Genomic DNA, 22,273 nt, shown 5'->3' on the forward strand with positions numbered 1-22,273 from the left:
GCTTCAGCCGGGCTTTTTTTGTATGTGCGGAATCGTTGCCCTGGTGGGTGCCCGAGAAGCGGCGCCTCAGCTCCTGGAAGGCTTACGGCAGTTGGAGTACCGCGGTTACGACTCCGCTGGGATCGCCACGGTGGCTGCTCAGGGGCAGCTGACCTGCCTGCGGGCCAAAGGCAAGCTGCGCAACCTCACCGCTTGTTTTGAGGCAGAAGGTGCCCCCGGGCAATGCGGCATTGGCCACACCCGCTGGGCCACCCATGGCAAACCGGAAGAGCGCAATGCCCACCCGCACCGCAGCAATGACGGGGCGGTGGCTGTGGTGCAGAACGGAATCATTGAGAACCACCGGGCCCTGCGGGAGCAGCTGGAGGCCTTAGGGGTGGTGTTCCAGTCGGAAACCGACACCGAGGTGATTCCCCATCTGTTGGCTGCAGAACTGCAGCAGCTGCAATCTGCGGGTGGAAGACCAGGCGGTGGGCTGTTGCTGGAGGCCCTTCAGCAGGTGCTGCCCCGGCTGCAGGGGGCCTATGCCCTGGCGGTGATCTGGGATCAGGCGCCGGGGGCATTGGTGGTGGCCCGTAAGGCGGCACCGCTGTTGATCGGTCTGGGGGAAGGCGAATTCCTCTGCGCCAGCGACACGCCGGCCCTGGCGGGCTTCACCCGCACGATCCTGCCGATGGAAGACGGCGAGGTGGCCCTGCTCTCCCCCCTCGGGGTTGAGCTCTACGACGCGGCAGGGGTGCGCCAGCAACGCATGCCCACCCAGCTCAGCGGAGTGGATCACGTTGCCGACAAGCGCGAATTCCGCCACTTCATGCTCAAGGAGATCCATGAGCAACCGGAGACCGCAGAGTTGTGGGTGGCGCGCCATCTCCCCCAGGGACTGCCGCCGGAACAGCCGGTGGCGCTGCCGATGGACGATGCCTTTTACGCCGGGATTGAGCAGATTCAGATCCTGGCCTGTGGCACCAGCCGCCACGCCGCGATGGTGGGGGCCTACCTGCTGGAACAGTTCGCCAGGATTCCCACATCGGTGTACTACGCCAGTGAGTTTCGCTATGCGCCGCCGCCGCTGGCTCCCCACACCCTCACCATTGGGGTGACCCAGTCCGGAGAAACGGCCGACACCCTGGCTGCCCTGGCCATGGAGGCGGAGCGGCGTCTGGCCCATGGGGATCCAGCATTTGCCCCCCGCCAGCTGGGGGTGACCAACCGTCCGGAGAGCTCCCTGTCACGCCAGGTGCCCCACATCCTCGACATTGGGGCCGGCATCGAAGTGGGCGTGGCGGCCACCAAGACCTTCCTCGGTCAGCTGCTGGCCTTCTATGGCCTGGCCATGGCCTTTGCGGTTCGCCGTGGTGCTCGCCCCGCGGCTGAGATCAATGCTCTGGCGGACGAACTGCGCGGTCTGCCCCAGCAACTGCGCCAGCTGGTGGATCTGCACGATCAGCGTACTGAGGCATTGGCTCCTCGTTTTGCCGACACCCAGGATGTGATCTTCCTGGGCCGGGGCATCAATTATCCGATCGCTCTGGAGGGAGCCTTGAAGCTCAAGGAGATCAGCTACATCCACGCCGAGGGCTATCCGGCCGGGGAGATGAAGCACGGTCCGATCGCCCTGCTCGATTCCCGGGTGCCGGTGGTGTCGATCGCTGTGCCCGGTGTGGTGTTTGAGAAGGTGCTCAGCAACGCCCAGGAAGCCAAGGCCCGCGACGCCCAGTTGATCGGTGTGGCGCCCCAGGGGCCCGACACTGAACTCTTTAATGAATTGCTGCCTGTGCCCACTGTGAGCGAGTGGATCAGCCCTCTGCTCACAGTGGTGCCGATGCAGTTGCTGAGTTATCACATTGCCGCCCATCGGGGCTTGGACGTGGATCAACCCCGCAACCTGGCCAAGAGCGTCACGGTGGAGTGAGCCTCAGCTTGCGCTGATGTTGAGGTCGCTACGGCCATAGCGATCCTGGAAGCGCACGATGTCATCCTCACCGAGATACTCCCCGCTTTGCACTTCAATCAGCTCCACAGGGATTTTCCCGGGATTACTGAGCCGGTGTTTGCATCCCAGGGGGATGTAAGTGCTCTGGTTTTCACCCAGCAGTTGCTCCTCTCCGTCGCGTTCGACGATCGCAGTGCCATGCACAACGATCCAGTGTTCGGCGCGATGGTGGTGCATCTGCAGCGAAAGGCTGGCGCCAGGCTTGACAGAGATTCGTTTCACCTGCCAGCGGCTGTCATTCACCACACTGGTGTAGTGGCCCCAGGGGCGATAAATCTTGCGGTGGGCCTTGCCCTCTGGGCTGCCGGCGGCCTCCAGCTGCTTCACCACTTTTTTGATGTCCTGGGCTTTGGAGCGATCCGCAATCAATACGGCGTCGTCGGTTTCCACTACCACGAGGTTTTTAACCCCTAGCCCCACCACCAGGCGGTGTTCGCTGCGTAGGTAGCAGTCGCGACTGTCTTCGCTTATTACGTGGCCCTGCAACACATTGCCTTGGGAATCCTTGTGCTCTGAGGTTTCCCAGAGGGCGCTCCAGCTGCCGACGTCACTCCATCCCGCATCCAGCGGCAGCACACTACCCAGTTCCGTTTTTTCCATCACGGCCACGTCAATGGCCACGTTGGGGCACTTAGCAAAGGCCTCTCGCTCCAGCCGCTGGAATTCCAGGTCAGCCGTGTCCTGCTCCAGAGCTGCCCGGCAGCAGCTCACCACTTCCGGGGCCAGTCGCTCCAGTTCCGCCAGCATGGCGCTGGCGCGGAACAGGAACATGCCGCTGTTCCAGGTGAAGCGGCCGGTGGCCAGGAATTGCTCCGCCGTGGCCTGATCGGGCTTCTCCACGAAACGCTTGATCGGCAGATGGGCCGGTCCCCCAAGGGAGAAAGGTTCGCTGGCTTCGATGTAGCCGTACCCGGTTTCGGGGGCCGTCGGCACGATTCCAAAGGTCACCAGTCGCCCTTCTTCGGCAGGCTGACGACCAGCGTCGATGACTTGGCGGAATTGGGAGCCCTCGCGAATCAGGTGATCCGCCGCCAGCACCAGCAGTAGGGGATCACTTCCATCTGCGGTGGCCTGCAGTGCGGCCACCGTCACCGCTGGAGCGGTGTTGCGGCCCATCGGTTCCAGCAGGATTGCGTTCGGCTCGACCCCGATCTGCCGCATCTGTTCGGCCACGATGAAGCGATGGTCCTCGTTGCAGATCAGCAGGGGAGCCTCCAGGGCATCCAGGCCTTGGAGCCGCTGTTGGGTCTGCTGCAGCAACGTTGCCTCGCCGTTACCGCTCAAAGGCCAGTACTGCTTGGGGTAACTCGCCCGCGAGAGCGGCCACAGCCGTGTGCCGGTTCCTCCGCAAAGGATCACAGGAATCAGCGGTGTGGCGGCCATCACGTCCTGAAAACGGTGACTCAGAATCGCTTGCCCCAGGGGGTTCTGTCGATGCCCAGAGAAATCTTTCAGAGCTCCAGCAGGCCCGGCGGTGGGGTGAGCAGCAGCCAGCCGTCCTCCAACTGCACCTCTGGCACGATCTCCTCCACAAAGGGAATCAACAGCTTGCGGCCTTCCGCTGTGGTGATTTCCAGCAGGTCGTTGCCGCCGCTGATCAAATCGCTCACGGTGCCAACGGCAGGTCCATTGGCTGCGAGACGTGCCTCCAGGCCCAGCAGATCGAGCAGGTGAAATTCCCCCTCGTCCAATTCGGGCCGGTCATCCGCTGACACCAGCAGTTCCTGGCCCACCAGAGTTTCGGCAGCGCTGCGGCTGTCGATTCCTTCAAGCCGCACCACGAAGAGCGACTTGCCGGGCAGTTGCCGGCCTTTCTTGAGTTGGATCTCTGTCGGCTCAACCCCCTTGCGACTGCGCAGCCAGCGGGGCCCCGGCGCTGTGAAACGCTCGGGAAACTCGCTGGCGGGGTTCACCCTTAGTTCCCCTTGCAGCCCCTGGACCCCCACGATTTTGCCGACGCTGAGCCAGTCGTCGCTCTCCGCCATGCCATCCGCCACGCACTCTGCCGATAATGGCGCCAAACCCGTCTGTGAACGAGCCATGGCGCCTGCAACCGCTCCGATCCTCCCCGGCTCCACCGTCACCGTGGCGGATGCCACCTCGATCTACAACGGTTACACCGGCTTCGTGCAGCGAATCAGCGGCGACCGTGCGGCTGTTTTGTTCGAAGGTGGCAACTGGGACAAGTTGGTGACCCTGCGGTTGAAGGACCTCCAGCCGGCCTGAGGCGATGGAGATCCACCGAAGCCTGCGACAACGGCTGCAGTCCACGGTGCTGGAAGCCAGCACCCCGGCGGGCAAGACCTACAACGTCGTCATTTTCGGGGCGATTCTGCTGAGTGTTTTGGCGCTGCTGCTTGAACCCGACCCCCTGGGCAACTCAGCCCTGCGCCAAACCAATGTGCCCTGGATCGATCTGGTTCAGAAAGTTTGCTTGGCGGTGTTTGCGGCGGATTTCGTTCTTCATCTGGCCTTGGTGGAGAGGCCTCGCCGTTACCTGTTCAGCTTCACCGGGCTGATTGACGCCTCGGCAGTCCTGTTTTTCTTCGTGCCGCAGGTGCGCAGTGAACTGCTGCTGTGGGTGTTCAAGTTCGGCCGCATCCTGCGGGTGTTCAAGCTGCTCAAGTTCATCTATGAAGCCCGCGTGCTGGGGCAGGCCCTGCGGGGAAGCGCCCGCACCATCAGCGTCTTCTTGTTCTTTGTCTTCCTGCTGCAGGTGGTGCTCGGCTACAGCATTTTTGTGATCGAGAGTGCCCGGCCTGATTCCCAGTTCCAGACGGTGGCGAGCGGCGTCTACTGGGCGATCGTCACCATGACCACCGTGGGTTATGGCGACGTGGTTCCCCAGACGGAATTGGGGCGGCTGCTGGCCTCAGTGGTGATGCTCTTGGGTTTCGGCATCATTGCCATTCCCACAAGGATCCTGACGGTGTCGGGGGTGCGCCATCACCAGTAGCGGTCGGCTGAGCTGGTCTGCAGCAGCTGTGGGCGTCAGGGGCACCGCAGGGATGCCCGTCACTGCGATGCTTGCGGTGAGTCGCTGCCCTCCAGGGCCTGAAGAGCGGCTGTTGCCGCGTTCTGCTCAGCCTCCTTGCGGGATCGGCCTTTGGCCTCCGCCAGATCTTGGCCTTGGATGCTCACCCGGCAGCGGAAGCGTTCGGGGTCGCCGTGTTGGCGGCTGCATTCTTCGGTGGTGTAGCTGGGCAGTCCCAGTCCCTGGCCTTGGCTCCACTCCTGCAGGGCTGTTTTGCCCGCGAACTGATGGGGAGTCGCCAGCACCGCTTCGGCAGTGGCGCACCAGTGCGGGGTGAGCCAGCGGTGAATCGCTTCAACGTTGCCGAGGGCGCTATACAACGCACCGATCAGAGCTTCGGTGGCATCGGCTCGCAGCCTGGATTCTGCGGAACGATCCCCCTGGGCGTGCCGCCCCAGTAGCAGATGCTGTTCGATGCCAAGTGCTGCACCCACGTCCGCCAGCCAGCGATCGCTCACCAGCTGGGCCCGCAGGTTGGAGCAGGCACCCACCGCCAGATCGGTGTGGTGGCGATCAATGAATTCGGTGGCGGCGAGCCGCAGCACCGCATCACCAAGGAACTCCAGCCGTTCCAGGTTGCGGGCCCGGCCGCTCGACACGTGGGTGAGGGCCTGATCCACCAGAGCGAGTAGCTCAGCGTTGATGGGGATCTCAGCGTCGAGCTGCTGGATGAAGTCGGTGAGCTCTGCGGCGCGGGATGGATCCATCAGGACTCCTGAGCAACGCTGAAAAAGGGGTGAAAGCAGGACATAAGCCGGGTTCTGTTCACGCCCCACAGAGGTTGGTCTGCAGAGGGTGGGTGGTTATCTATCTGGGACCGCCGTTGCCGACGGCCTCAAGCGGCGCGTTCAAGCGGAACGGGGCCAATGGCCAGCCGTCGTTCCTTGGCCTTGCTCCCAGCCGGGGTTTACCGAGCCAGCACCTCTCGATGCTGCTGGTGCGCTCTTACCGCACCTTTGCACCCTTGCCTGTGCCGGCGAACCGGCCATCGGCGGTGTGTTTCTGTGGCACTCTCCTCACGGTCACCCGCACTGGGCGTTACCCAGCAAGCCTGGCCATCAGGGAGCCCGGACTTTCCTCAGCCGACACTCAAAGAGATCGGCCGCAACCACCTCGCCTGCTTTCAGATCTCATCATGCCTCGTGGGCATAATTCAGAGGTCTGGGGCTGTAGCTCAGCTGGATAGAGCGGCGGTTTCCTAAACCGTAGGTCGTGGGTTCGAGTCCCGCCAGCCCCGTGAGACTTGCTCAAGAGGTAGTGAGCGCTACATCTGGTGGGGTGTTCAGATTGTTCACCACCGCTAGGGTTAGTGCAACCGGGTTTGGGTGCCATGACCCAGCTTCACGATCTCCGTCTCCGGCTGTTGGTGCAGCAGGAAAGTGAGCGGATTGCGGAATCCCAGCCCACGGATCTGGATTTATCCGTGGTGCAGGCCCGCTGCCTTTGTTGGCTTGCTCTCCTGGCGGAAGCCCACGAAGACCAGGCCAGTGACGCGGAACGTCGCGGCGACACGGAACAGGCCATGGGCTGGTTCGCCGATTCGATGCGGCTGCGGGATGTGATTGGTGTGGTGTCGTCCATTGAGATCCCTCTGCCCGACACCGCTGGTGAGGATGGCCCTCAGGCCGAGGAGGATCTGGGGCCACAGGCGGCTTGATCGGTGGCATAGTGGGGAATGACCGCGAGGGACTGCATTGCCGGAAGAGCCCTGCCAGTGCCCGGATTGCCAACGGTTTTACCGGGAGCATGACCGGCTGATCCGGGAGTCCCCCACGCTTCGTCAGCAACAGGAGCTCAACTGGGCAGCACTCCAGTCGTTCCGCACCCTGTCGGGCCGGGTGCTCGAGGATCTGCAGAAGCAGCATGGCTCCCGCCAGACCGCCGATGCAGGCGCTTCGAAGCCCGCAGCATCCGGCACGCCTGTGCCGGAGGATTCAGGTGATGGCATCCAGCAGGCCATTGCCGATCTGGAGAACATCAACGCCCATCTGTTCTCGATCGAGGCGTTGATGGAGCGGGTGTTTGATGTGCGCGTCCCGGAAGAAATCGAGCAGAAATTCCGTGAACTGGCCGGTGAGCTGGCTCCAGACCCCTTGAACGTGGACCGTCTGCGGCTCAACCGCCTGTTGCACCAGACGCCGGACTTACCCGATCGAAGCTGACTGAAGTACTTGCTTTTTGGTTTAAGCCCTGGACATGAATCCAGGGCTTTTTTGTGGTCGTTTTCAGCGCACGTCGCAGGTGATTTCCACGTTGAGTGGATCCACGGCCCAAATGTTCTTGCAGTACTCGCCGATGGAACGGTCGGAGGAGAAGAACCCGGTGCGGGCCGTGTTCAGCAGTGACATCCGATTCCAGTGCATCCGGTCGCTCCAGGCACGGCTCACCGCCTCCTGGGCCCGCAGGTAGTCGGCGTAGTCGGCCATCACATAGAAGGGGTCGTTCCCGGTGAGGTTGTCGAGCAGGGGGCGGAACAGTTCGCCGTCGCCGTTGCTAAAGTGCCCCATCTCGATCAGCCGCAGGGCCTCCTCCAGTTCCGGCAGTGCGGCGATCACATCGCCAGGGCGGTAACCGTCCTGCTGCAGGGCCGTGATCTCTTCAACGGTCTTGCCGAACAGGAAGAAGTTCTCGCTTCCCACCAGCTCGCGGATCTCCACATTGGCCCCATCAAGGGTGCCGATGGTGAGGGCCCCATTCATGGCGAACTTCATGTTGCCGGTGCCGGAGGCTTCCTTGCCGGCGGTGGAGATCTGTTCGGAGAGGTCGGAGGCGGGATACACCTGTTCCCCCAACTTCACGTTGTAATCCGGCAGGAACACCACCCGCAGCAGGCCATCCATGTCCGGATCGGCATTGATGGTGTCGGCGATGCCGTTGAGGAAGCGGATGATCAGCTTCGCCATGTAATAGCCGGGAGCGGCCTTGCCGCCGAAGATCACGGTGCGGGGCGCCATGCCGTCGGTCTGGCCGTTTTTGATCCGCAGGTATTGGGTGATCACCTGCAGGGCATTGAGGTGCTGACGCTTGTACTCGTGGATGCGCTTCACCTGCACGTCGAACAGGCTGGCGGGGTCCACCAGCACACCGGTGTTGCGGTGGATGTAGGTGGCCAGCTTGCGCTTCACCGACAATTTGGTGTTGCCCCAGAGCTCGAGGAAGCCCTGGTCGTTCTGCCGCTCCTCCAGCTTGCGCAGGCTCTCCATGTTGGAGATCCAGTCGGGGCCAACGTGCTGATGCAGCAGAGCCGACATCTCGGGGTTGGCCAGGGCGACCCAGCGGCGCGGGGTGACGCCATTGGTGACGTTGGTGAATTTCTCCGGCCACAGCGCCGCGAACTCAGGCAGCAGATCGGTTTTCACCAGATCGGAGTGCAGCGCAGCCACACCGTTCACATGGTGGGCACCGATTGTGGCCAGGTGGGCCATGCGCACGGCCTTGCTGCCCTCTTCATCGATGATCGAGAGCTTGCGCTGGATCGCGTCGTTGCCGGGGTAGCGCAGCCTCACCTGCTGCAGGAAGCGCCGGTTGATCTCGTAGATCAGCTCCAGATGGCGCGGCAGCAGACTGCTGAAAAGGTTGAGGTCCCACTTCTCCAGCGCTTCGGGCAGCAGGGTGTGGTTGGTGTAGGCCACGGAGCGGGAGGTGATGTCCCAGGCCCGGTCCCACTCCAGATGCCGATCGTCGATCAGCAGTCGCATCAGCTCCGCCACGGCGATGGCCGGGTGGGTGTCGTTGAGTTGAACCGTCCAGTAGTTGGGGAAGTCCTCGACGGACAGTCCGCGGTTGTCGAGGCTGCGCAGCATGTCCTGCAGCGAGCAGCTGACGAAGAAGTGCTGCTGCTTCAGGCGTAGACGCCGGCCTTCGTCGGTACCGTCGTTGGGGTACAGCACTTTGGAGAGGGTTTCGCTGCCCACCTTTTCCTCAACGGCGCCGTAGTAGTCGCCGATGTTGAAGGCATAGAAGTCGAAGCTTTCGGTGGCATCGGCACGCCAGAGCCGCAGCCGGTCGCAGATGTTGACGCGATAGCCCAGCACCGGCACGTCATGGGGAATGCCGATGGCGTGTTCCGCCGGGATCCAGCGGGAGCGGTAGTTGCCCTTGTCGTCGATGTAGCTCTCGGTGCGGCCGCTGAAGCCCACGAAGCAGGCCTCATCGGGCTGGGGCAGTTCCCAGGGCCAGCCTCCCTTGAGCCATTTGTCGGTGATCTCCACCTGCCAGCCGTCGCGGATCAGCTGATCGAAGATGCCGAACTCGTAGCGGATGCCGTAGCCGGTGGCCGGGATCTTCAGGCTGGCCAACGACTCCATGTAGCAAGCGGCCAGACGGCCGAGGCCTCCATTGCCCAGGCCCGGTTCCTCCTCCACATCCAGGATCTGCTGCAACGACTCGATGCCGAAATTCTTCAGTGCCTCTTCGGCTTCCTTCTGAATTCCCAGATTCAGCAGGTTGCTGTTGAGCTGTGGGCCGATCAGGAATTCCGCCGACAGGTAGGCCACCGATTTCTGCGGGCGGGCCCGCATCGCTTCAGTGGTGGCTAGGTAGCGCATCATCAGCCGATCACGCACCGCATAGCTCAGGGCCATGTAGAGGTCATGGCGGCTGGCGGTGGGGGCGAGCTTGCCGAGCGTGAAGAACAGGTGTTCCGTCATGCCGTCGAACACGCTCTTGGCATCGAGGCCGGCGCGTTCTGGGTCGTTGTGACAGCCGGGGGTCGGCAGACGCAGATCGAACGGTTGTGACGTGGTCATGGGGGTTCAGCGAGCCATGGAGCGTGGAATCACCGTCAGGCCAGGGGTGCTCGGAGCCCAACTCAATGAATTACCCGGACCGTAGCCATCACAACTGGGGCTGCCTGAAAAAAAGCGCTTAATACAGCATTCCCGGTCAATTGGGATCATCCAGCGAACAGTTCAGCGGCGGAATCACCATTAAGGTTCGGCGTGAGACATGCCCGGCTTGATGCTGTTGCCCACCCTGCTGAGCGAAATCAGCAGTCACGACCTCGAATTGGCGGAAACGCTGATCGGCGTCCTTCGCTTCATGCTGATCTTCGTGGCGGCCCGCACCCTCGCTGAGGTGCTGGTGCGCTTTGAGCTCCCCACGATTCTTGGGGAACTCCTCGCTGGCGTGCTGATTGGTGCTTCGGGCCTTCACCTTCTGGTGCCACCGGAGACCCAGGTGCAACTTTCCGGAGCTTTCTCCGAGGTGGTGGCCGGCCTTTCGCATGTGCCAGTGGATGAGATTCCGGCCCTCTACAACGAGAGCTTCGGTGCCTTGCAGGTGGTGGCCACGCTGGGGCTTTATTCCCTGCTCTTCCTCACGGGTCTTGAAAGTGAGCTGGAGGAACTGATGGCGGTGGGGGGCCAGGCCTTCAGTGTTGCCGTGGTCGGCGTGGTGCTGCCCTTCGCCCTCGGCACCCTTGGCTTGATGGCGATCTTCCATGTGGATGCGATCCCGGCCATCTTCGCCGGTGCTTCGATGACAGCCACCAGCATCGGCATCACCGCCAGCGTTTTCGGTGAACTGGGCTATCTGCGCACCCGAGAAGGCCAGATCGTGATCGGCGCCGCCGTGCTTGACGACATCCTCGGCATCGTCATCCTGGCCATCGTCGTGTCCCTGGCGGCCGGCGGAACTCTGGAGATCGGGCCCATCGTTCAGCTGGTGGTGGCGGCCGTTCTGTTTGTGGTGGTGGCCTTGTTTTTGAGCCAGAAAGCTGCCCCAGCTTTCGACTGGGTGATTGACCAGCTCAAGGCTCCCGGTGACAAGCTGATCGGCTCCTATTTGCTGCTGGCCGTCAGCTGTTTCGTCGCTTCAGCCATCGGACTGGAGGCAGCCCTCGGGGCCTTCGCTGCCGGCTTGATTGCCAGCACATCCAAACACCGCCACGAGATTCAAGCGGCGGTCACCCCCATCGTTGGGTTGTTCGCCACCGTCTTCTTCGTGTTGGTGGGTGCAGGAATGGACCTCTCAGTGATCAACCCCTCTGATCCGGGGGCCCGTTCCGCCCTGGTGGTGGCAGCCTTCCTGTTTGTGGTGGCGATCATCGGCAAGGTGGCTGCAGGCTGGGCCATCTTCAGTAAGGAAAAGACCAACAACCTGGTGGTGGGGCTGGGAATGATGCCCCGCGGCGAAGTTGGCCTGATCTTTTTGGGCCTGGGCACCGCTTCAGGGCTGCTCAGCCCTGGCCTTGAGGCGGCGATTCTGCTGATGGTGATCGGCACCACGTTCCTCGCACCGGTGCTGTTGCGCATCGTCCTCAAAGACAAGCCCCCTGAAGACGGCAATCAGGTTCCCGACGAATTCGCTGCCGATCCCCTGGCGGGTGCTTCCTGAATCAGTCGTCTTTTCCAGCATTGGCGAGGACGATCAGAACACTCCAGCCCACGGCCACAACACCAAGGCTGGAGGCCCAGCTAGGACCCAGCACCCAACTGAATCCGAGCTGGGTGACGATGCCGGTGCCTACTGCAAGCATCAGGCTGCTGATCACCAGGACTGGTTGACGCACCGCTTCGGGGAGCCCACCCTCCTCCAGGCTGGATTCCAATGTGCTGAGCGGTGCGCTCAGCGGCACGTAAAGGGCGATGGCCCAGAGCAAAGTTCCGCGCCAGACGGATGCGTCCGCCAGCGGTCCGCCCATTACCTCGTAGCTCACCATCCAGGCCGCTTCAGTGCTGCTTAGCATCGCGTCCTTCGCAGCCGGCTGTGGATCGCGTCACCTGGAGCCATCTCGGCCACGCCGTGCATACGGTGCAGCAGCATCCCGAGCAAGACAGCACCGATCATCCGGCGCTTCTTTTGGTGCATGGGTTCGGGGCATCCACCGATCACTGGCGCCACAACATTCCTGTGTTGGCCCAGACCCATGCCGTGCATGCGATTGATCTGCTGGGCTTCGGCAGAAGTGCCAAGCCGGCGGGTCTGAATTACGGCGGCGCTCTGTGGCGCGATCAACTGGTGGCCTATGTGCGCGAGCGGATCGGCCGTCCGACGGTGATCGCGGGCAATTCCCTCGGTGGTTTTGCGGCCCTTGCTGCCGGGGCCGCGTTGGGATCGGACTGTGCGGGCGTCGTGCTGCTCAATGCCGCCGGTCCTTTCAGTGATGAGCAGAAACCGCCGCAAGGCTGGGGCGCCATCGCCCGCCAGAGCATCGGCACGGCCCTGCTGAAGAGTCCGGTGCTGCAGCGGTTGCTGTTCGAAAACCTGCGCCGACCCGCCACGATCCGCCGCACCCTCAATCAGGTGTACGTCGACAAGACAAACGTCGACGATTGGCTGGTGGAGTCGATCCGGCGCCCCTCCCTCGATCCCGGCGCCTTCGGGGTGTTCCGCACGGTCTTTGATATCCCTCGCGGTCAGCCCCTCGATGAGCTTTTTGCGGAACTGACGGCGCCGCTGTTGCTGCTCTGGGGCATTCGTGATCCCTGGATCAACGCCCCCGGTCGCCGCTCCACCTTCCAGCGCCATGCTCCTGAGGCCACCACTGAGGTGGTTCTGGAGGCCGGGCACTGCCCCCACGATGAGGTGCCGGATCAGGTGAATGCGGCGTTGCTGCAATGGCTGGAGAGCCTCAAGTTGGCCCCGGCACCGACAAATGCGGATCTGCTGGCTAAGTGAATGGATGAGCCACCCCGCATCGGCGGATGCCCATGACCCTCACCCAGCAGTCGGCCCCCTACGCCCACTGGGACTTCGTGCATCCCAGCAGCGGTGATCGGTTGCGAATCATTCCCGAGCGGGGTGGTTTGGTGAGTGGTTGGTCTTGCGGGGGGCGGGAGATCCTGTATTTCGATCAAGAGCGTTACGCCGATCCCAGCAAAAGCATTCGCGGCGGCATTCCGGTGTTGTTTCCGATCTGCGGCAATTTGCCCGGAGATGTTCTGCCGGTGGATGGCGTCGACTATCCCCTCAAGCAGCACGGCTTCGCCCGGGATCTTCCCTGGCAGCTTCAGTTGTTGGAGGATCAGTGCGGTGTGTGCCTCAGCCTCTCCAGCACCGACGAAACGCTGAAGGCCTATCCCTTCCCCTTCCGTTTGGAGATGGAGCTGCGCCCGGTGGCCTCTGCCTTGCAGATCTCCACCACGGTGCACAACTGCGGTGATACCGCCATGCCGTTCAGTTTCGGCTTGCACCCCTACTTCAACGTGAGCGATCTGGCCCAGACCCGGCTCACGGGTCTGGCAGAGCGCTGCCTCAATCATCTGGAGATGGCGGAGGCCGCCACCGCCGATCAGCTCAAGCGCTTGCCCGAAGGGGTGGATTTCCTCTGCCGGCCTGCGGGTCCTGTCAGCCTGATCGACGACGCCACCGGCGTGACGCTGCAGCTGCAGCATCAGGCACCGCTGGACCTCAGTGTGGTTTGGACCGAGCCCCCGCGGCCAATGGTTTGTCTGGAACCGTGGACCGGTCCGCGCCAGGCCCTGGTGAGTGGTGATCGAAAACTAGTGCTCGAGCCCGGTGCAATGCAGACCCTCGCCTGTCGCTACAGCGTCTCCTGATTCACCCCCGGCAGGCGGCCGCGGCTGAGCTGCAGCTTGGGGTCGAACTGGCGTTTCACCGCTTCGATCAGCGGTCGGGAAGGACGGTCAAGCCAGACCGGCACTGTTGATCCGGCCGCCCGTTTCAACAGCGTCATTTCGCCGCCGAGGCTGATCACGCTGCGGCGTAGCGCCTCCAGCTGGTGATCCGCTGTCGCCGCGTCGCACCAGCCATCACCGCAGCCGGCTCCTGCGGCCAGCTCCCAGGTCCATGGTTTGAGGGCCCTCATCGCCTCATCCCGCAACAACCGGTGCAACTGGGCCGGCGGTAGCACCAGCCGCACCAGCTGCGCAGAGGGGCTGGCATCGAAGGGTGTGGTGAGGGCATCGGAACATGTCTGGCGTTCGGAGCTGAGCTGTTGGTTCAGCGCCAACGCCTCGAGCTGCTTCAGCTGATCGTTCACCGCCTGCTCCGAGACACTGCTCACCACCAGCCGCAGCCGCCAGGCACCATCGCCGCCGTTGATCCAGTCACAGCGTTCCGGCGTCAGGCTGGAGCGCAGCAGTTCGCTGCGAAAGGCCTCCTGGGCCTTCAGGTCGCCTTCCACAAGCAGGCCGCTCCGGGCGGGCCGCAGCGGTTGCAGCCGCAGGGTGAGTTCGGTGATCAGCGCCAGGCTTCCCCAGCTGCCGCAGAGCAGCCGCATCAGGTCGTAGCCCGCCACGTTTTTCACCACCCGTCCACCGGCGTGGGCTTCGACGCCATCCGCTCGCAACAGGCCGATGCCAATGATCTGATCGCGCACCCCCAGATGGCGCTGCCGCAGTCCCCCCGCCAGTCCACGGGCCACCAGGCCGCCGATGCTTCCGGCAGCGCCGGCTCGTGGCCAGTCAATGGGCAGCCATTGCCCCTGCTCCGCCAGCAGATCCTGCAGGTCCTGCAATGGCATGCCGGCTTCCACCGTGATGGTCAGATCGTCCACGGCATGGTCGATCACCTGGTTGAGCTGCCGGCAGGAGAGCACCTCATGGCGGGGATCCAGCGGCGGACCCCAGTCCAGGCGTGTGCCCAGGCCACTGGGACTCCAGGGGGTGCCGCTCTGGTGCCACTGGCGCACTAGATCAATCAGGGCACTGCGGCTGGCGGGGGAATGGCTCACGGCACGATGGTGCCATGAAGGTTGTTGTCATTGACGACGATCCCACCGGCTCGCAGACGGTGCACAGCTGTCCGCTGCTGCTGCGCTGGGATGTCGACACTCTGCGTAAGGGGCTGCGTCATGCGTCGCCTCTGTTGTTTCTGCTGGCTGACACCCGGGCGCTGATGCCCACGGATGCCGCGGAACGCAACCGCGGTATTGCGGTGGCCTTGGATCAGGCGCTGCAGCTGGAGGGATTGGCCCGTGATCAGGTGCTGCTGGTGAGTCGTGGTGATTCGACCTTGCGCGGCCATGGGGTGCTGGAGCCTGAGGTTTTGCAGGCGTCCTTCGGGCCCTTTGATGCCACGTTCCATGTTCCGGCGTTCTTGGAAGGGGGCCGCACCACCGTGAACGGGGTGCATCTCCTCCACGGGGAACCGGTGCACACCACGCCGTTCGCTCAGGATCGGCTGTTCGGTTTCACCAGCAGTGATCTGGCCCGCTGGTTGGAGGAGAAGAGTGATGGGTCCATTGCCGCGGCGTCCGTGCAGCGCATCTGTGGCCGGGAGCTTGATGCCGCCTGCGCAGCAGGCCTGCCGCTGTTGATCGAGCGTCTGCGTGGGCTCCAGGGCAATGCCTCTGTGGTGGTGGATGCCGAGCGGCAGGAGCAGCTCACCGCTCTGGCAGCAGCGGCGCGCGCCCTTCAGGGGCAGAAACGCTTTCTGTTCCGTTCCGCCGCCAGCATGGTGAAGGCCCTGGCGGATCCAGGCCCGCCGCCGCTTGATCCCAAGGGCTTAGCGGGGTTGCGACGGTTGGCTGACGATGGAACGCCTCTGCCGGGCCTGGTGATGGTGGGCTCCCACGTGCCCTTGGCGGATCAGCAGCTGGAGCTGTTGCTGCAGGAATCGGGTTGCCAAGGGGTTGAACTGCCGGTGCCGCGCATCGCTCGGGTGCTGGAGGGGCCGACACCCGATCTGTTGCTGGCGGATCTTGAGCGGGTCTGGTTGCAGCAGCTGCGGGCACTGCTGGATCAAGGTCTGACGCCGGTGTTGTTCACCAGCCGCGGTGAGCTGCGTTGTGCTTCCGAACAGGAGGGCCGGCGCTTGTCCTGCGCTCTGGCCGAGTTGATGGGGCGACTCGCGTCAGCCCTGGCTCCTGATCTGGGCTATCTGCTCAGCAAAGGTGGCATCACCACCCAGACGCTGCTGGCCCGGGGTCTGGCCCTCGAGTCGGTGCAGCTGGAAGGGCAGCTGCTGCCGGGTCTGTCGTTGGTGCGTCCGTCAGCGGGACCCTTCAGCGGACTGCCGATTCTCACCTTCCCCGGCAATCTCGGCGTTGTTGGCACGTTGAGGGACGCCTGGCAGCGGATGGAGGCCGGCTGAGGCGGCCAGCAGTTCCATCGGATGCTGCACCTGGGCCCGATCGCCTAGATGGCGCCGCAGCTGCAGGGTGCAACCGATGTTGGCGCTGGCCACCAGTTCAGCGCCTGTGCTGCTGAGGTCGTCGGCCTTGATTCGGCCCAGTTCGGCGGCTTCCTCTGGCTGCACCAGGTTGTAGATGCCGGCGCTGCCGCAGCACACCCCCGCCTCGGTTGCTTCCCGCAGCTGAACGTTGGGGATGGCCCGCAGCAGCTGGCGGGGCTGGGCCTGGATGCCCTGGCCATGGATCATGTGGCAGGCGTCATGCATGGCCACGACGCCGGGAAGTGGTTGCAGTTGGGCGCGGAACGACTCCAAAAGGCCGCGGTCCGCCAGGAATTCCTGCACATCCAACACCGGAGCGCGGAAGGCCGCCTTGCCGTTCAGGAGCTCGCCGTAGGCCTTCATCGTGTGGCCGCAGCCCGAAGCAGCCACCAGCACCGCATCCAGATCTCCCTCAACGGCATTCATGCTCCGAACCAGATCCGTTGCCAATTGGCGCGTGAGTTCCAGCTCCCCCTGGTGATGGCTCACCGCCCCGCAGCAGCCCTGGTCTGCTGGGATGACCACCTCAAGTCCGTTGGCCTGCAGTACTTTCACCGTTGCGGTGCTGACGCTGGGATCGAAGCAGCGCTGCACGCAGCCCAGCAACAGCGCCACGCGGCCGCGGCGTTTGCCGGAGGCGGGATTGATCTGGGGCAGTCGGTCGCTGAAGCTCTCCGGCACCAGGGGTGGCAGCAGTTGCTCCATCGCTTCGATTTCCGGCCCGAACAGACGGGTGAGCCCGGAGCGGCGGGCCAGCTGTTGCAGCGGTGTGCCGGCATAGGCCCGCAAGGGTTGCAGCAGGGCCCGCAGGCGCTTGGGGTAGGGCAGCACCTGCAGCAGCACCTTGCGGAAGCTGGTTTGCCAACTGCTGCGCTGGTTGGCCTGATTCAGCTTGGGCCGGGTGGCTTCGATCAGCTGGTCGTAGCGGACTCCCGAAGGACAGGCGGAAACACAGGCGTAACAGCCCAGGCAGGTGTCGAAATGGCTGGCCACCGTGGCATCCAGCTCCAGGTCACCGGCTTCGATCGCCCGCAGCGCATGGATGCGGCCGCGGGGTGAGTCCATCTCACTGGCCAGCACGCGGTAGCTGGCACAGGTGGGCAGGCAGAAGCCGCAGTGCACGCAGGGGTCTGCTGCACCTGCGGGAAGCCCGGGGAGCTGGGTTGGAGAGGCCATCGCCTGAGTCTGGCGTGAATGGCAGCTCTGGTGATCAGAAGCGCTGGATGATCGCTTCGGCGAAACCGCTGCAGCTCACCGGATCCACCTGGGGCTCCATCAGTCGGGCCAGGTCGTAGGTGACCTGCTTGTCGGCAATGGCGGCACTGAGGCCCTTGGTCACGAGATCAGCAGCCTCCTGCCAGCCGAGGAACTCCAGCATCATCACGCCGCTGAGGATCACCGAACCGGGGTTGATCCGGTCGAGGCCAGCGTGTTTCGGGGCGGTGCCGTGGGTGGCTTCGAAGATGGCGGCGTTCTCGCCGATGTTGGCGCCAGGGGCCATGCCCAAGCCACCGACCATCGCGGCGGCGGCGTCGGAGATGTAATCGCCGTTGAGGTTCAACGTGGCGAGGATCGAATACTCCTGGGGCCGGGTTTGGATTTGCTGGAAAATGCTGTCGGCGATGCGGTCATCCACCAGCACCATCGACCTCCACTTGCCGCCACCATGGCTGCTGCCGATGGCGTCGATCACCGCCTGTACCTCGGCGTCGATGTCGACTTTCTTCTCTGGAGTGAGGCTGTCATAGCCAGGCTCGATCATGCGGGCGTTGGCCTGCACGCTCAGGTTGGGATCCTTCTCGAGGTTGCCGAGGATCCAGCTTTCCCGCTCGGTGATGCACACATCGCGGAATTCGGTGGTGGCCAGTTCATAGCCCCAGTCGCGGAAGGCTCCTTCCGTGAACTTCATGATGTTGCCCTTGTGCACCAGGGTCACATGGCGCTTGTCGCCCTGAAGACGCAGGGCGTGCTGGATGGCCTTGCGGATGTGGCGCTGGCTGCCGGCTTTGCTCACCGGCTTGATGCCGATGCCTGACCCTTCTGGGATCTGGCGCTTGCCCAGTTTGCCGTTGGCAGGGATCACAACCTCGTTGAGGTGCTTGCGCAGCTCCTGTCCAACGGCGTCATCGGCTTCCCATTCCACCCCCATGTAGATGTCTTCGGTGTTCTCCCGGTAAACGATCACGTCCAGATCCTGGGGACGCTTATGGGGGCTTGGGGTGCCCTCGTAGTAGCGGCAGGGCCGCACGCAGGAATACAGATCAAAGATCTGGCGCAGGGCCACGTTCAGCGAACGGATGCCACCGCCCACGGGTGTGGTGAGGGGGCCTTTGATGGCTACGCCGTAGGTGCGGATCGCCTCGAGGGTGTCCTCCGGCAGGTACTGGTAGGTGCCGTAGAGGTCGCAAGCTTCATCGCCGGCGTAGACCTTGAACCATTCGATGCTCTTGCTGCCGCCGTAGGCCTTGGCCACAGCCGCATCCAGCACCTTTTGCGTTGCGGGCCAGATGTCCACGCCGGTGCCATCGCCGCGGATGAAGGGGATGATCGGGTTGTCCGCCACCACGGGCTGGCCGTTCTCGAAGCGGATCGGGGTGCCCTGGCTGGGGGCGGTGAGCTTCTCGAACTGGGCCATGGCGGTTGGTCGGGCGTCAGCAGGCTGAGCCTATGACTGAGCCGGTAGCCCTACGGTTCCAAACAGTGCAGACCGCGCATTGATGGCCAGCGAGCAGGTGTCGGTGGTGGCGGCCTGCTTCAACGAAGCCGAGGTGATCAGCGTCTTCTTAGAGCGGGTCATGGCCTTGCCGGATGTGGATCATCTGCTGCTCATTGATGACGGTTCGTCCGATGCCACGGAGGCGATGGGGTTGGCCAGGCTCAGGCGCATCTTTGCGCCCAGCAGCAGCACACGCTGATGTGAACGGCTGCGGCCGTGCCCCTCCACCATCAGGCCAAAGCGCAGCAATCAGTTGAGCAGAGGCATCATGCGCAGTGTCGGGGCGTGTTGTTGCAGCGCTGAAGCAGGGCCTCAATGAGCCGCCAGGCCTGTTGTTCGTAGAGTTTGACGAAGTCTTCAAAGCTTTGGGCCGCCGCCGCATCGGCACCATCGGAAATCACTCGCAGCACCAGCCAGGGGACGCCTTCTTGCTCAGCCACTTGTGCGACGGCCGCGCCTTCCATCTCAACGGCCCGCAGGTCGGGCAGGGCATTTCGCAGCGTTTGCAGCACGGCTGGATTGCTGATGAAACGATCTCCAGTGGCTATTAGCCCGCTGCTGGGCTGAGCGAACCCGTCCAGATCGCCTGCGCTATGAGCCTCACGCAGGGCGGTCTCGGCCCAGTTGAACCAGGCCGGCTGCGGTTGGAGCTGGTCCTTCTTCAGTGCTGGCACCGTGAAGCGCGGGAACAGGGGTCGGGCATCCATGTCGTGCTGCACCACGGCATCGGCCAACACCACATCCCATTGGCGGAGGATTGGATCTGCAGCGCCGGCAACGCCAGTGAACACCAGTAGATCGATGCTGGGATCGCTGGCGAGCAGGCGAGTGGCGGCCCGCGCAGCGCTCACCTTGCCCCAGCCGCTCCAGGCCAGGCTCAGGCGCACCTCGTCGCCCCACGATCCCCTGTGGATTTTCAGATCGCCGTGGTCGCTGCAGCTCAGATCCTTGAGGTGGCTGAGATCTGAGCCGATCTCTTCCGGCATGGCGCCCAGCAGGCCCAGGTGCAGCGGTTGCGTCATGGTTTCGTGAACCTCGCGCAACCGTAACGGCGACCTTTTTGATCTCCCCCCACACTGTGCGGAGTGACGAGGTTGCAGTGAACGCGGGCGAATCGGTACATAGCGTGGCCCGGATGCGAGCGCTTGCATCCACGATCACGCTTGTGCGTCGCCAATTTCCTGCTGCACAGGTCAACCTCAGCCCCTGGCGGGACGACCCGCAGACCCGACAGTGGACTGAGACGGAATCGCTCGACCTCTCGTTTCACTTCCCTGGTTGGAGTCCACGCCTGGAATGCCGCAGTTTGCTGATGCAATTGCGCATCAGCACGGACCGTGGTGATGACCAGTGGCGCCTGCTGGGGGTGTTGATGCGGGGCATGACCTACGACGGCGAACGCTGGCGCCTCGCCACGGTTGGGGAATGGTTGCCGGAAGGCCCCCACCTGCCTCAGCAGCAGCAGGTGAAGCAGCTACAGCAGATCTGTCGCGAGCTGTTCGAGCTCTTTGATGGAACCGCTGCTTCTGAACCAGCGGCGTAACCCTTCGCAACGCATACAGCCGTTCTGCCTTGAACTCCTTTTAAGTTCGAGGTCAGGCCATTTCTCGCAATCATGTCTGTCGCCCTTGCTGCCCAGCTCCGGGAAGGCACGAAAAAGTCGCACACCATGGCCGAGAACACGGGCTTCGTGAGCTGTTTTCTGAAGGGAGTTGTTGATAAGGCCAGTTACCGCAAGCTGGTGGCTGATCTCTACTTCGTTTACTCCGCGATGGAGGAGGAGATCACCAAGTTGGCGGACCACCCGGTTGTTGGTCCTGTCGCGATGGCTCAGCTGAACCGTCGTGAGGCGTTGGAGCAAGACCTCACCTATTACTTCGGTGAGAGCTGGAAGGAAGACATCAAACCCTCGCCCTCAGCAGCGGCTTACGTGGAGCGCATTCACGCTGTGGCCCAGGAGTCTCCTGAGCTGTTGGTAGGCCATCACTACACCCGCTATCTCGGTGATCTCTCCGGTGGTCAGATCCTCAAGAACATCGCCCAGAAGGCGATGAACATGGAGGGGGATGACGGCCTCCGCTTTTACGTTTTCGACGACATCGCTGACGAAAAAGCGTTCAAGACGACATATCGCTCTGCCATGGACACGCTGCCGATTGATCAGGCAATGGCCGATCGCATCGTTGAGGAGGCCAACCACGCCTTCCACCTGAACATGAATATGTTCAAGGAGCTGGAGGGCAACTTGGTCGCCGCCATCGGCAAGGTTCTGTTTGGCTTCCTCACTCGCCGTCAGCGGGCCGGCAGTACTGAAGCTGCCGCTGCTTAGAGTCAGATTGGTGACTCTTTGATTTCCTTGCGTGAAATTCGGGTTCTAGTTCCAGGCACTGGCCCACGCTTTCGTTGTGGAGGTCTCAATGTCGCGAAGCAGACAGCGGGTTTACTTTCGCAAATTCGAAGCACAACAATTGTTACTTATAGAGAGCGAAGCGATAAATACCCTTTTTTTGACACCCTCCTGTCTAGTGAACGATCTATATATGATGATTCGATATGGATAGTTAGTTGGGGATTTGATATTCCTAAATTGATAAGACGTCTTCGCGGAAGAAGAGTTGTTTACCAAGCCCATAGCACTGGATATGGATTCACTCTTCCTCCGAGTGTTCCTATTGTCGCTGTTAGTAGAAATACAATGGGCTATTGGGGGCATCGTGCACCAAGGAATCCCTTATTCCTAATTCCTAATGCACTTGAATCTCAATGGTTAGCAAGAGGAGATCGTATAGGAGATCTATCGAGTCGACCAATCGATGTTCTTGTTCAAAAAAGAAAGAGTAGTAATTATCTATTGTATGAATTAGTCCCGGCTCTGCGTGCCAAGGGTCTTCATGTAGAGATACAGAGTGATTGGGTGGAGGATTTAGTGCATTTGTTTAATAGCACTAAAGTTTTTTTGTATGACTCTACTGAACATTGGAGTAAAGCTGGTGTGAGCGAAGGATTTGGTTTGCCTCCTTTGGAAGCCATTTCTTGCGGTTGCATTGTATTTAGTAGTTTGAATCATGCCCTTGCAGACACCTTTACACCTGGCGTAATGGGGCATCAAATTGGTTACGGATGTTTATCAAATGATGTGGACAGAGTGGCTGCAGCAGTTGCAAATCCTGATGAGTGGAAGCCATCAGAATCTGCTTTGGACTTTGCATTGAGAGATTTTTCAGAGCCCCTATTCATTCAGAGATGGCGTGCTGTTTTGACAGAACTAGATTCTCTTATGCCTATTTTAATTAATAATCCTCGCCTTTTATTGAGGCCAAACTTTGGATTGGCTTTACTTCTTAAATATTTTAAGCAAGCTCTAAGGAGAATTTTAGATTTTTTTGGTTATTGAGTGTAATTATATTCCACAAAAATCCAGTTGTTTCGAGTCAATCTCTGCCTCCTCGAC

At 62.2% G+C, this 22,273-nt stretch carries 21 protein-coding genes, 1 tRNA gene, 1 other RNA gene and 1 pseudogene; 14 read left to right on the forward strand and 10 right to left on the reverse strand.

Features of this window, described 5'->3' with window-relative positions; genetic code table 11:
• Nucleotides 1-22 precede the first annotated feature (22 nt).
• Nucleotides 23-1,912 carry a glutamine--fructose-6-phosphate transaminase (isomerizing) gene (gene glmS / locus AAXE93_RS07190; protein ID WP_390129507.1) on the forward strand — a complete coding sequence of 630 codons (1,890 nt, stop codon included), beginning with the start codon at nt 23-25 and terminating at the stop codon, nt 1,910-1,912.
• A gap of 3 nt (nt 1,913-1,915) precedes the next feature.
• On the opposite strand, the gene AAXE93_RS07195 is transcribed toward glmS, so the two are convergent.
• Nucleotides 1,916-3,376, reverse strand: coding sequence for a mannose-1-phosphate guanylyltransferase/mannose-6-phosphate isomerase (locus AAXE93_RS07195; protein WP_390129509.1), 1,461 nt, complete (start codon nt 3,374-3,376; stop codon nt 1,916-1,918).
• A 68-nt stretch (nt 3,377-3,444) separates the two neighbouring features.
• Nucleotides 3,445-3,978 carry a ribosome maturation factor RimM gene (gene rimM / locus AAXE93_RS07200; RefSeq protein ID WP_390129785.1) on the reverse strand — a complete coding sequence of 178 codons (534 nt, stop codon included), beginning with the start codon at nt 3,976-3,978 and terminating at the stop codon, nt 3,445-3,447.
• 55 nt (nt 3,979-4,033) lie between these two features.
• On the opposite strand from rimM, the gene AAXE93_RS07205 reads away from it, so the two are divergent.
• Together AAXE93_RS07205 and AAXE93_RS07210 are read left to right on the forward strand one after the other, a co-directional pair.
• Entirely contained in the window at nt 4,034-4,219 is a 186-nt protein-coding gene (locus AAXE93_RS07205) for an NAD(P)H dehydrogenase subunit NdhS (protein ID WP_114988059.1), read from the forward strand.
• 4 nt (nt 4,220-4,223) lie between these two features.
• A pseudogene (locus AAXE93_RS07210) lies at nt 4,224-5,051 on the forward strand (ion transporter).
• Here AAXE93_RS07210 and rnc read toward each other — a convergent pair.
• Entirely contained in the window at nt 5,009-5,734 is a 726-nt protein-coding gene (rnc, locus tag AAXE93_RS07215) for a ribonuclease III (protein ID WP_390129512.1), read from the reverse strand. The pseudogene AAXE93_RS07210 and the gene rnc sit on opposite strands and share 43 nt — an antisense overlap.
• Before the next feature lie 27 nt (nt 5,735-5,761).
• Nucleotides 5,762-6,152, reverse strand: an RNA gene (gene rnpB / locus AAXE93_RS07220) — RNase P RNA component class A.
• 38 nt (nt 6,153-6,190) lie between these two features.
• Between rnpB and AAXE93_RS07225 the strand changes: the two genes are divergently transcribed.
• The 3 genes from AAXE93_RS07225 (at nt 6,191) to AAXE93_RS07235 (ending at nt 7,189) form a co-directional block, all read left to right on the forward strand.
• Nucleotides 6,191-6,264 (forward strand) — tRNA-Arg (locus AAXE93_RS07225).
• A 93-nt stretch (nt 6,265-6,357) separates the two neighbouring features.
• Entirely contained in the window at nt 6,358-6,684 is a 327-nt protein-coding gene (locus AAXE93_RS07230) for a hypothetical protein (RefSeq protein WP_025362017.1), read from the forward strand.
• 37 nt (nt 6,685-6,721) lie between these two features.
• Complete coding sequence (locus tag AAXE93_RS07235; RefSeq protein WP_390129514.1) at nt 6,722-7,189, forward strand: hypothetical protein; 468 nt, start codon at nt 6,722-6,724, stop codon at nt 7,187-7,189.
• Between the two features lie 63 nt (nt 7,190-7,252).
• Here AAXE93_RS07235 and AAXE93_RS07240 read toward each other — a convergent pair whose 3' ends face one another.
• Nucleotides 7,253-9,775, reverse strand: a complete 2,523-nt coding sequence (locus tag AAXE93_RS07240; protein ID WP_390129516.1) for a glycogen/starch/alpha-glucan phosphorylase — start codon at nt 9,773-9,775, stop codon at nt 7,253-7,255.
• Between the two features lie 211 nt (nt 9,776-9,986).
• Here AAXE93_RS07240 and AAXE93_RS07245 point away from each other — a divergent pair, with 211 nt between their 5' ends.
• A complete protein-coding gene (locus AAXE93_RS07245; RefSeq protein ID WP_390129789.1) occupies nt 9,987-11,363 on the forward strand; it encodes a cation:proton antiporter in 1,377 nt (458 codons plus the stop codon).
• A gap of 1 nt (nt 11,364) precedes the next feature.
• On the opposite strand, the gene AAXE93_RS07250 is transcribed toward AAXE93_RS07245, so the two are convergent.
• A complete protein-coding gene (locus tag AAXE93_RS07250; RefSeq protein ID WP_390129518.1) occupies nt 11,365-11,715 on the reverse strand; it encodes a hypothetical protein in 351 nt (116 codons plus the stop codon).
• A 20-nt stretch (nt 11,716-11,735) separates the two neighbouring features.
• Here AAXE93_RS07250 and AAXE93_RS07255 point away from each other — a divergent pair, with 20 nt between their 5' ends.
• Together AAXE93_RS07255 and AAXE93_RS07260 are read left to right on the forward strand one after the other, a co-directional pair.
• Nucleotides 11,736-12,647, forward strand: a complete 912-nt coding sequence (locus tag AAXE93_RS07255; protein ID WP_390129520.1) for an alpha/beta fold hydrolase — start codon at nt 11,736-11,738, stop codon at nt 12,645-12,647.
• 26 nt (nt 12,648-12,673) lie between these two features.
• Nucleotides 12,674-13,528, forward strand: a complete 855-nt coding sequence (locus AAXE93_RS07260; protein ID WP_390129522.1) for a galactose mutarotase — start codon at nt 12,674-12,676, stop codon at nt 13,526-13,528.
• Here AAXE93_RS07260 and AAXE93_RS07265 read toward each other — a convergent pair.
• Nucleotides 13,513-14,664 (reverse strand): FAD-binding oxidoreductase, encoded by a 1,152-nt coding sequence (locus AAXE93_RS07265; protein WP_390129524.1) that lies wholly within the window; start codon nt 14,662-14,664, stop codon nt 13,513-13,515. The genes AAXE93_RS07260 and AAXE93_RS07265 overlap by 16 nt on opposite strands.
• 14 nt (nt 14,665-14,678) lie before the next feature.
• Between AAXE93_RS07265 and AAXE93_RS07270 the strand changes: the two genes are divergently transcribed.
• Nucleotides 14,679-16,025: a four-carbon acid sugar kinase family protein gene (locus AAXE93_RS07270; RefSeq protein ID WP_390129526.1), complete on the forward strand. Its 1,347-nt coding sequence runs from the start codon at nt 14,679-14,681 to the stop codon at nt 16,023-16,025.
• Here AAXE93_RS07270 and AAXE93_RS07275 read toward each other — a convergent pair.
• Both AAXE93_RS07275 and AAXE93_RS07280 read right to left on the reverse strand, forming a co-directional pair.
• The gene (locus tag AAXE93_RS07275; protein WP_390129529.1) at nt 15,924-17,282 is read right to left on the reverse strand and encodes a (Fe-S)-binding protein; all 1,359 of its coding nucleotides are present in this window, start codon (nt 17,280-17,282) and stop codon (nt 15,924-15,926) included. The two genes, AAXE93_RS07270 and AAXE93_RS07275, sit on opposite strands and share 102 nt — an antisense overlap.
• A 34-nt stretch (nt 17,283-17,316) precedes the next feature.
• Entirely contained in the window at nt 17,317-18,741 is a 1,425-nt protein-coding gene (locus AAXE93_RS07280; protein ID WP_390129531.1) for an NADP-dependent isocitrate dehydrogenase, read from the reverse strand.
• Nucleotides 18,742-18,823: 82 nt separating this feature from the next.
• Between AAXE93_RS07280 and AAXE93_RS07285 the strand changes: the two genes are divergently transcribed.
• Entirely contained in the window at nt 18,824-19,021 is a 198-nt protein-coding gene (locus AAXE93_RS07285) for a glycosyltransferase (protein ID WP_390129533.1), read from the forward strand.
• Nucleotides 19,022-19,088: 67 nt separating this feature from the next.
• Here the strand turns inward: AAXE93_RS07285 and AAXE93_RS07290 are convergent, their stop codons facing one another.
• Nucleotides 19,089-19,844 carry a 5'-methylthioadenosine/adenosylhomocysteine nucleosidase gene (locus AAXE93_RS07290; protein ID WP_390129535.1) on the reverse strand — a complete coding sequence of 252 codons (756 nt, stop codon included), beginning with the start codon at nt 19,842-19,844 and terminating at the stop codon, nt 19,089-19,091.
• Nucleotides 19,845-19,957: 113 nt separating this feature from the next.
• Here AAXE93_RS07290 and AAXE93_RS07295 point away from each other — a divergent pair, with 113 nt between their 5' ends.
• From AAXE93_RS07295 to AAXE93_RS07305, 3 genes are all read left to right on the forward strand, one after another.
• Nucleotides 19,958-20,365: a hypothetical protein gene (locus AAXE93_RS07295; RefSeq protein ID WP_390129538.1), complete on the forward strand. Its 408-nt coding sequence runs from the start codon at nt 19,958-19,960 to the stop codon at nt 20,363-20,365.
• A 72-nt stretch (nt 20,366-20,437) separates the two neighbouring features.
• Complete coding sequence (locus AAXE93_RS07300) at nt 20,438-21,151, forward strand: heme oxygenase (biliverdin-producing) (protein WP_115131557.1); 714 nt, start codon at nt 20,438-20,440, stop codon at nt 21,149-21,151.
• An 18-nt stretch (nt 21,152-21,169) separates the two neighbouring features.
• Entirely contained in the window at nt 21,170-22,216 is a 1,047-nt protein-coding gene (locus tag AAXE93_RS07305; protein ID WP_390129541.1) for a glycosyltransferase, read from the forward strand.
• Nucleotides 22,217-22,273 lie beyond the last annotated feature (57 nt).

Origin of the sequence: Synechococcus sp. HIMB2401 (assembly GCF_042883245.1) — a bacterium.
Classification (GTDB): domain Bacteria; phylum Cyanobacteriota; class Cyanobacteriia; order PCC-6307; family Cyanobiaceae; genus Parasynechococcus.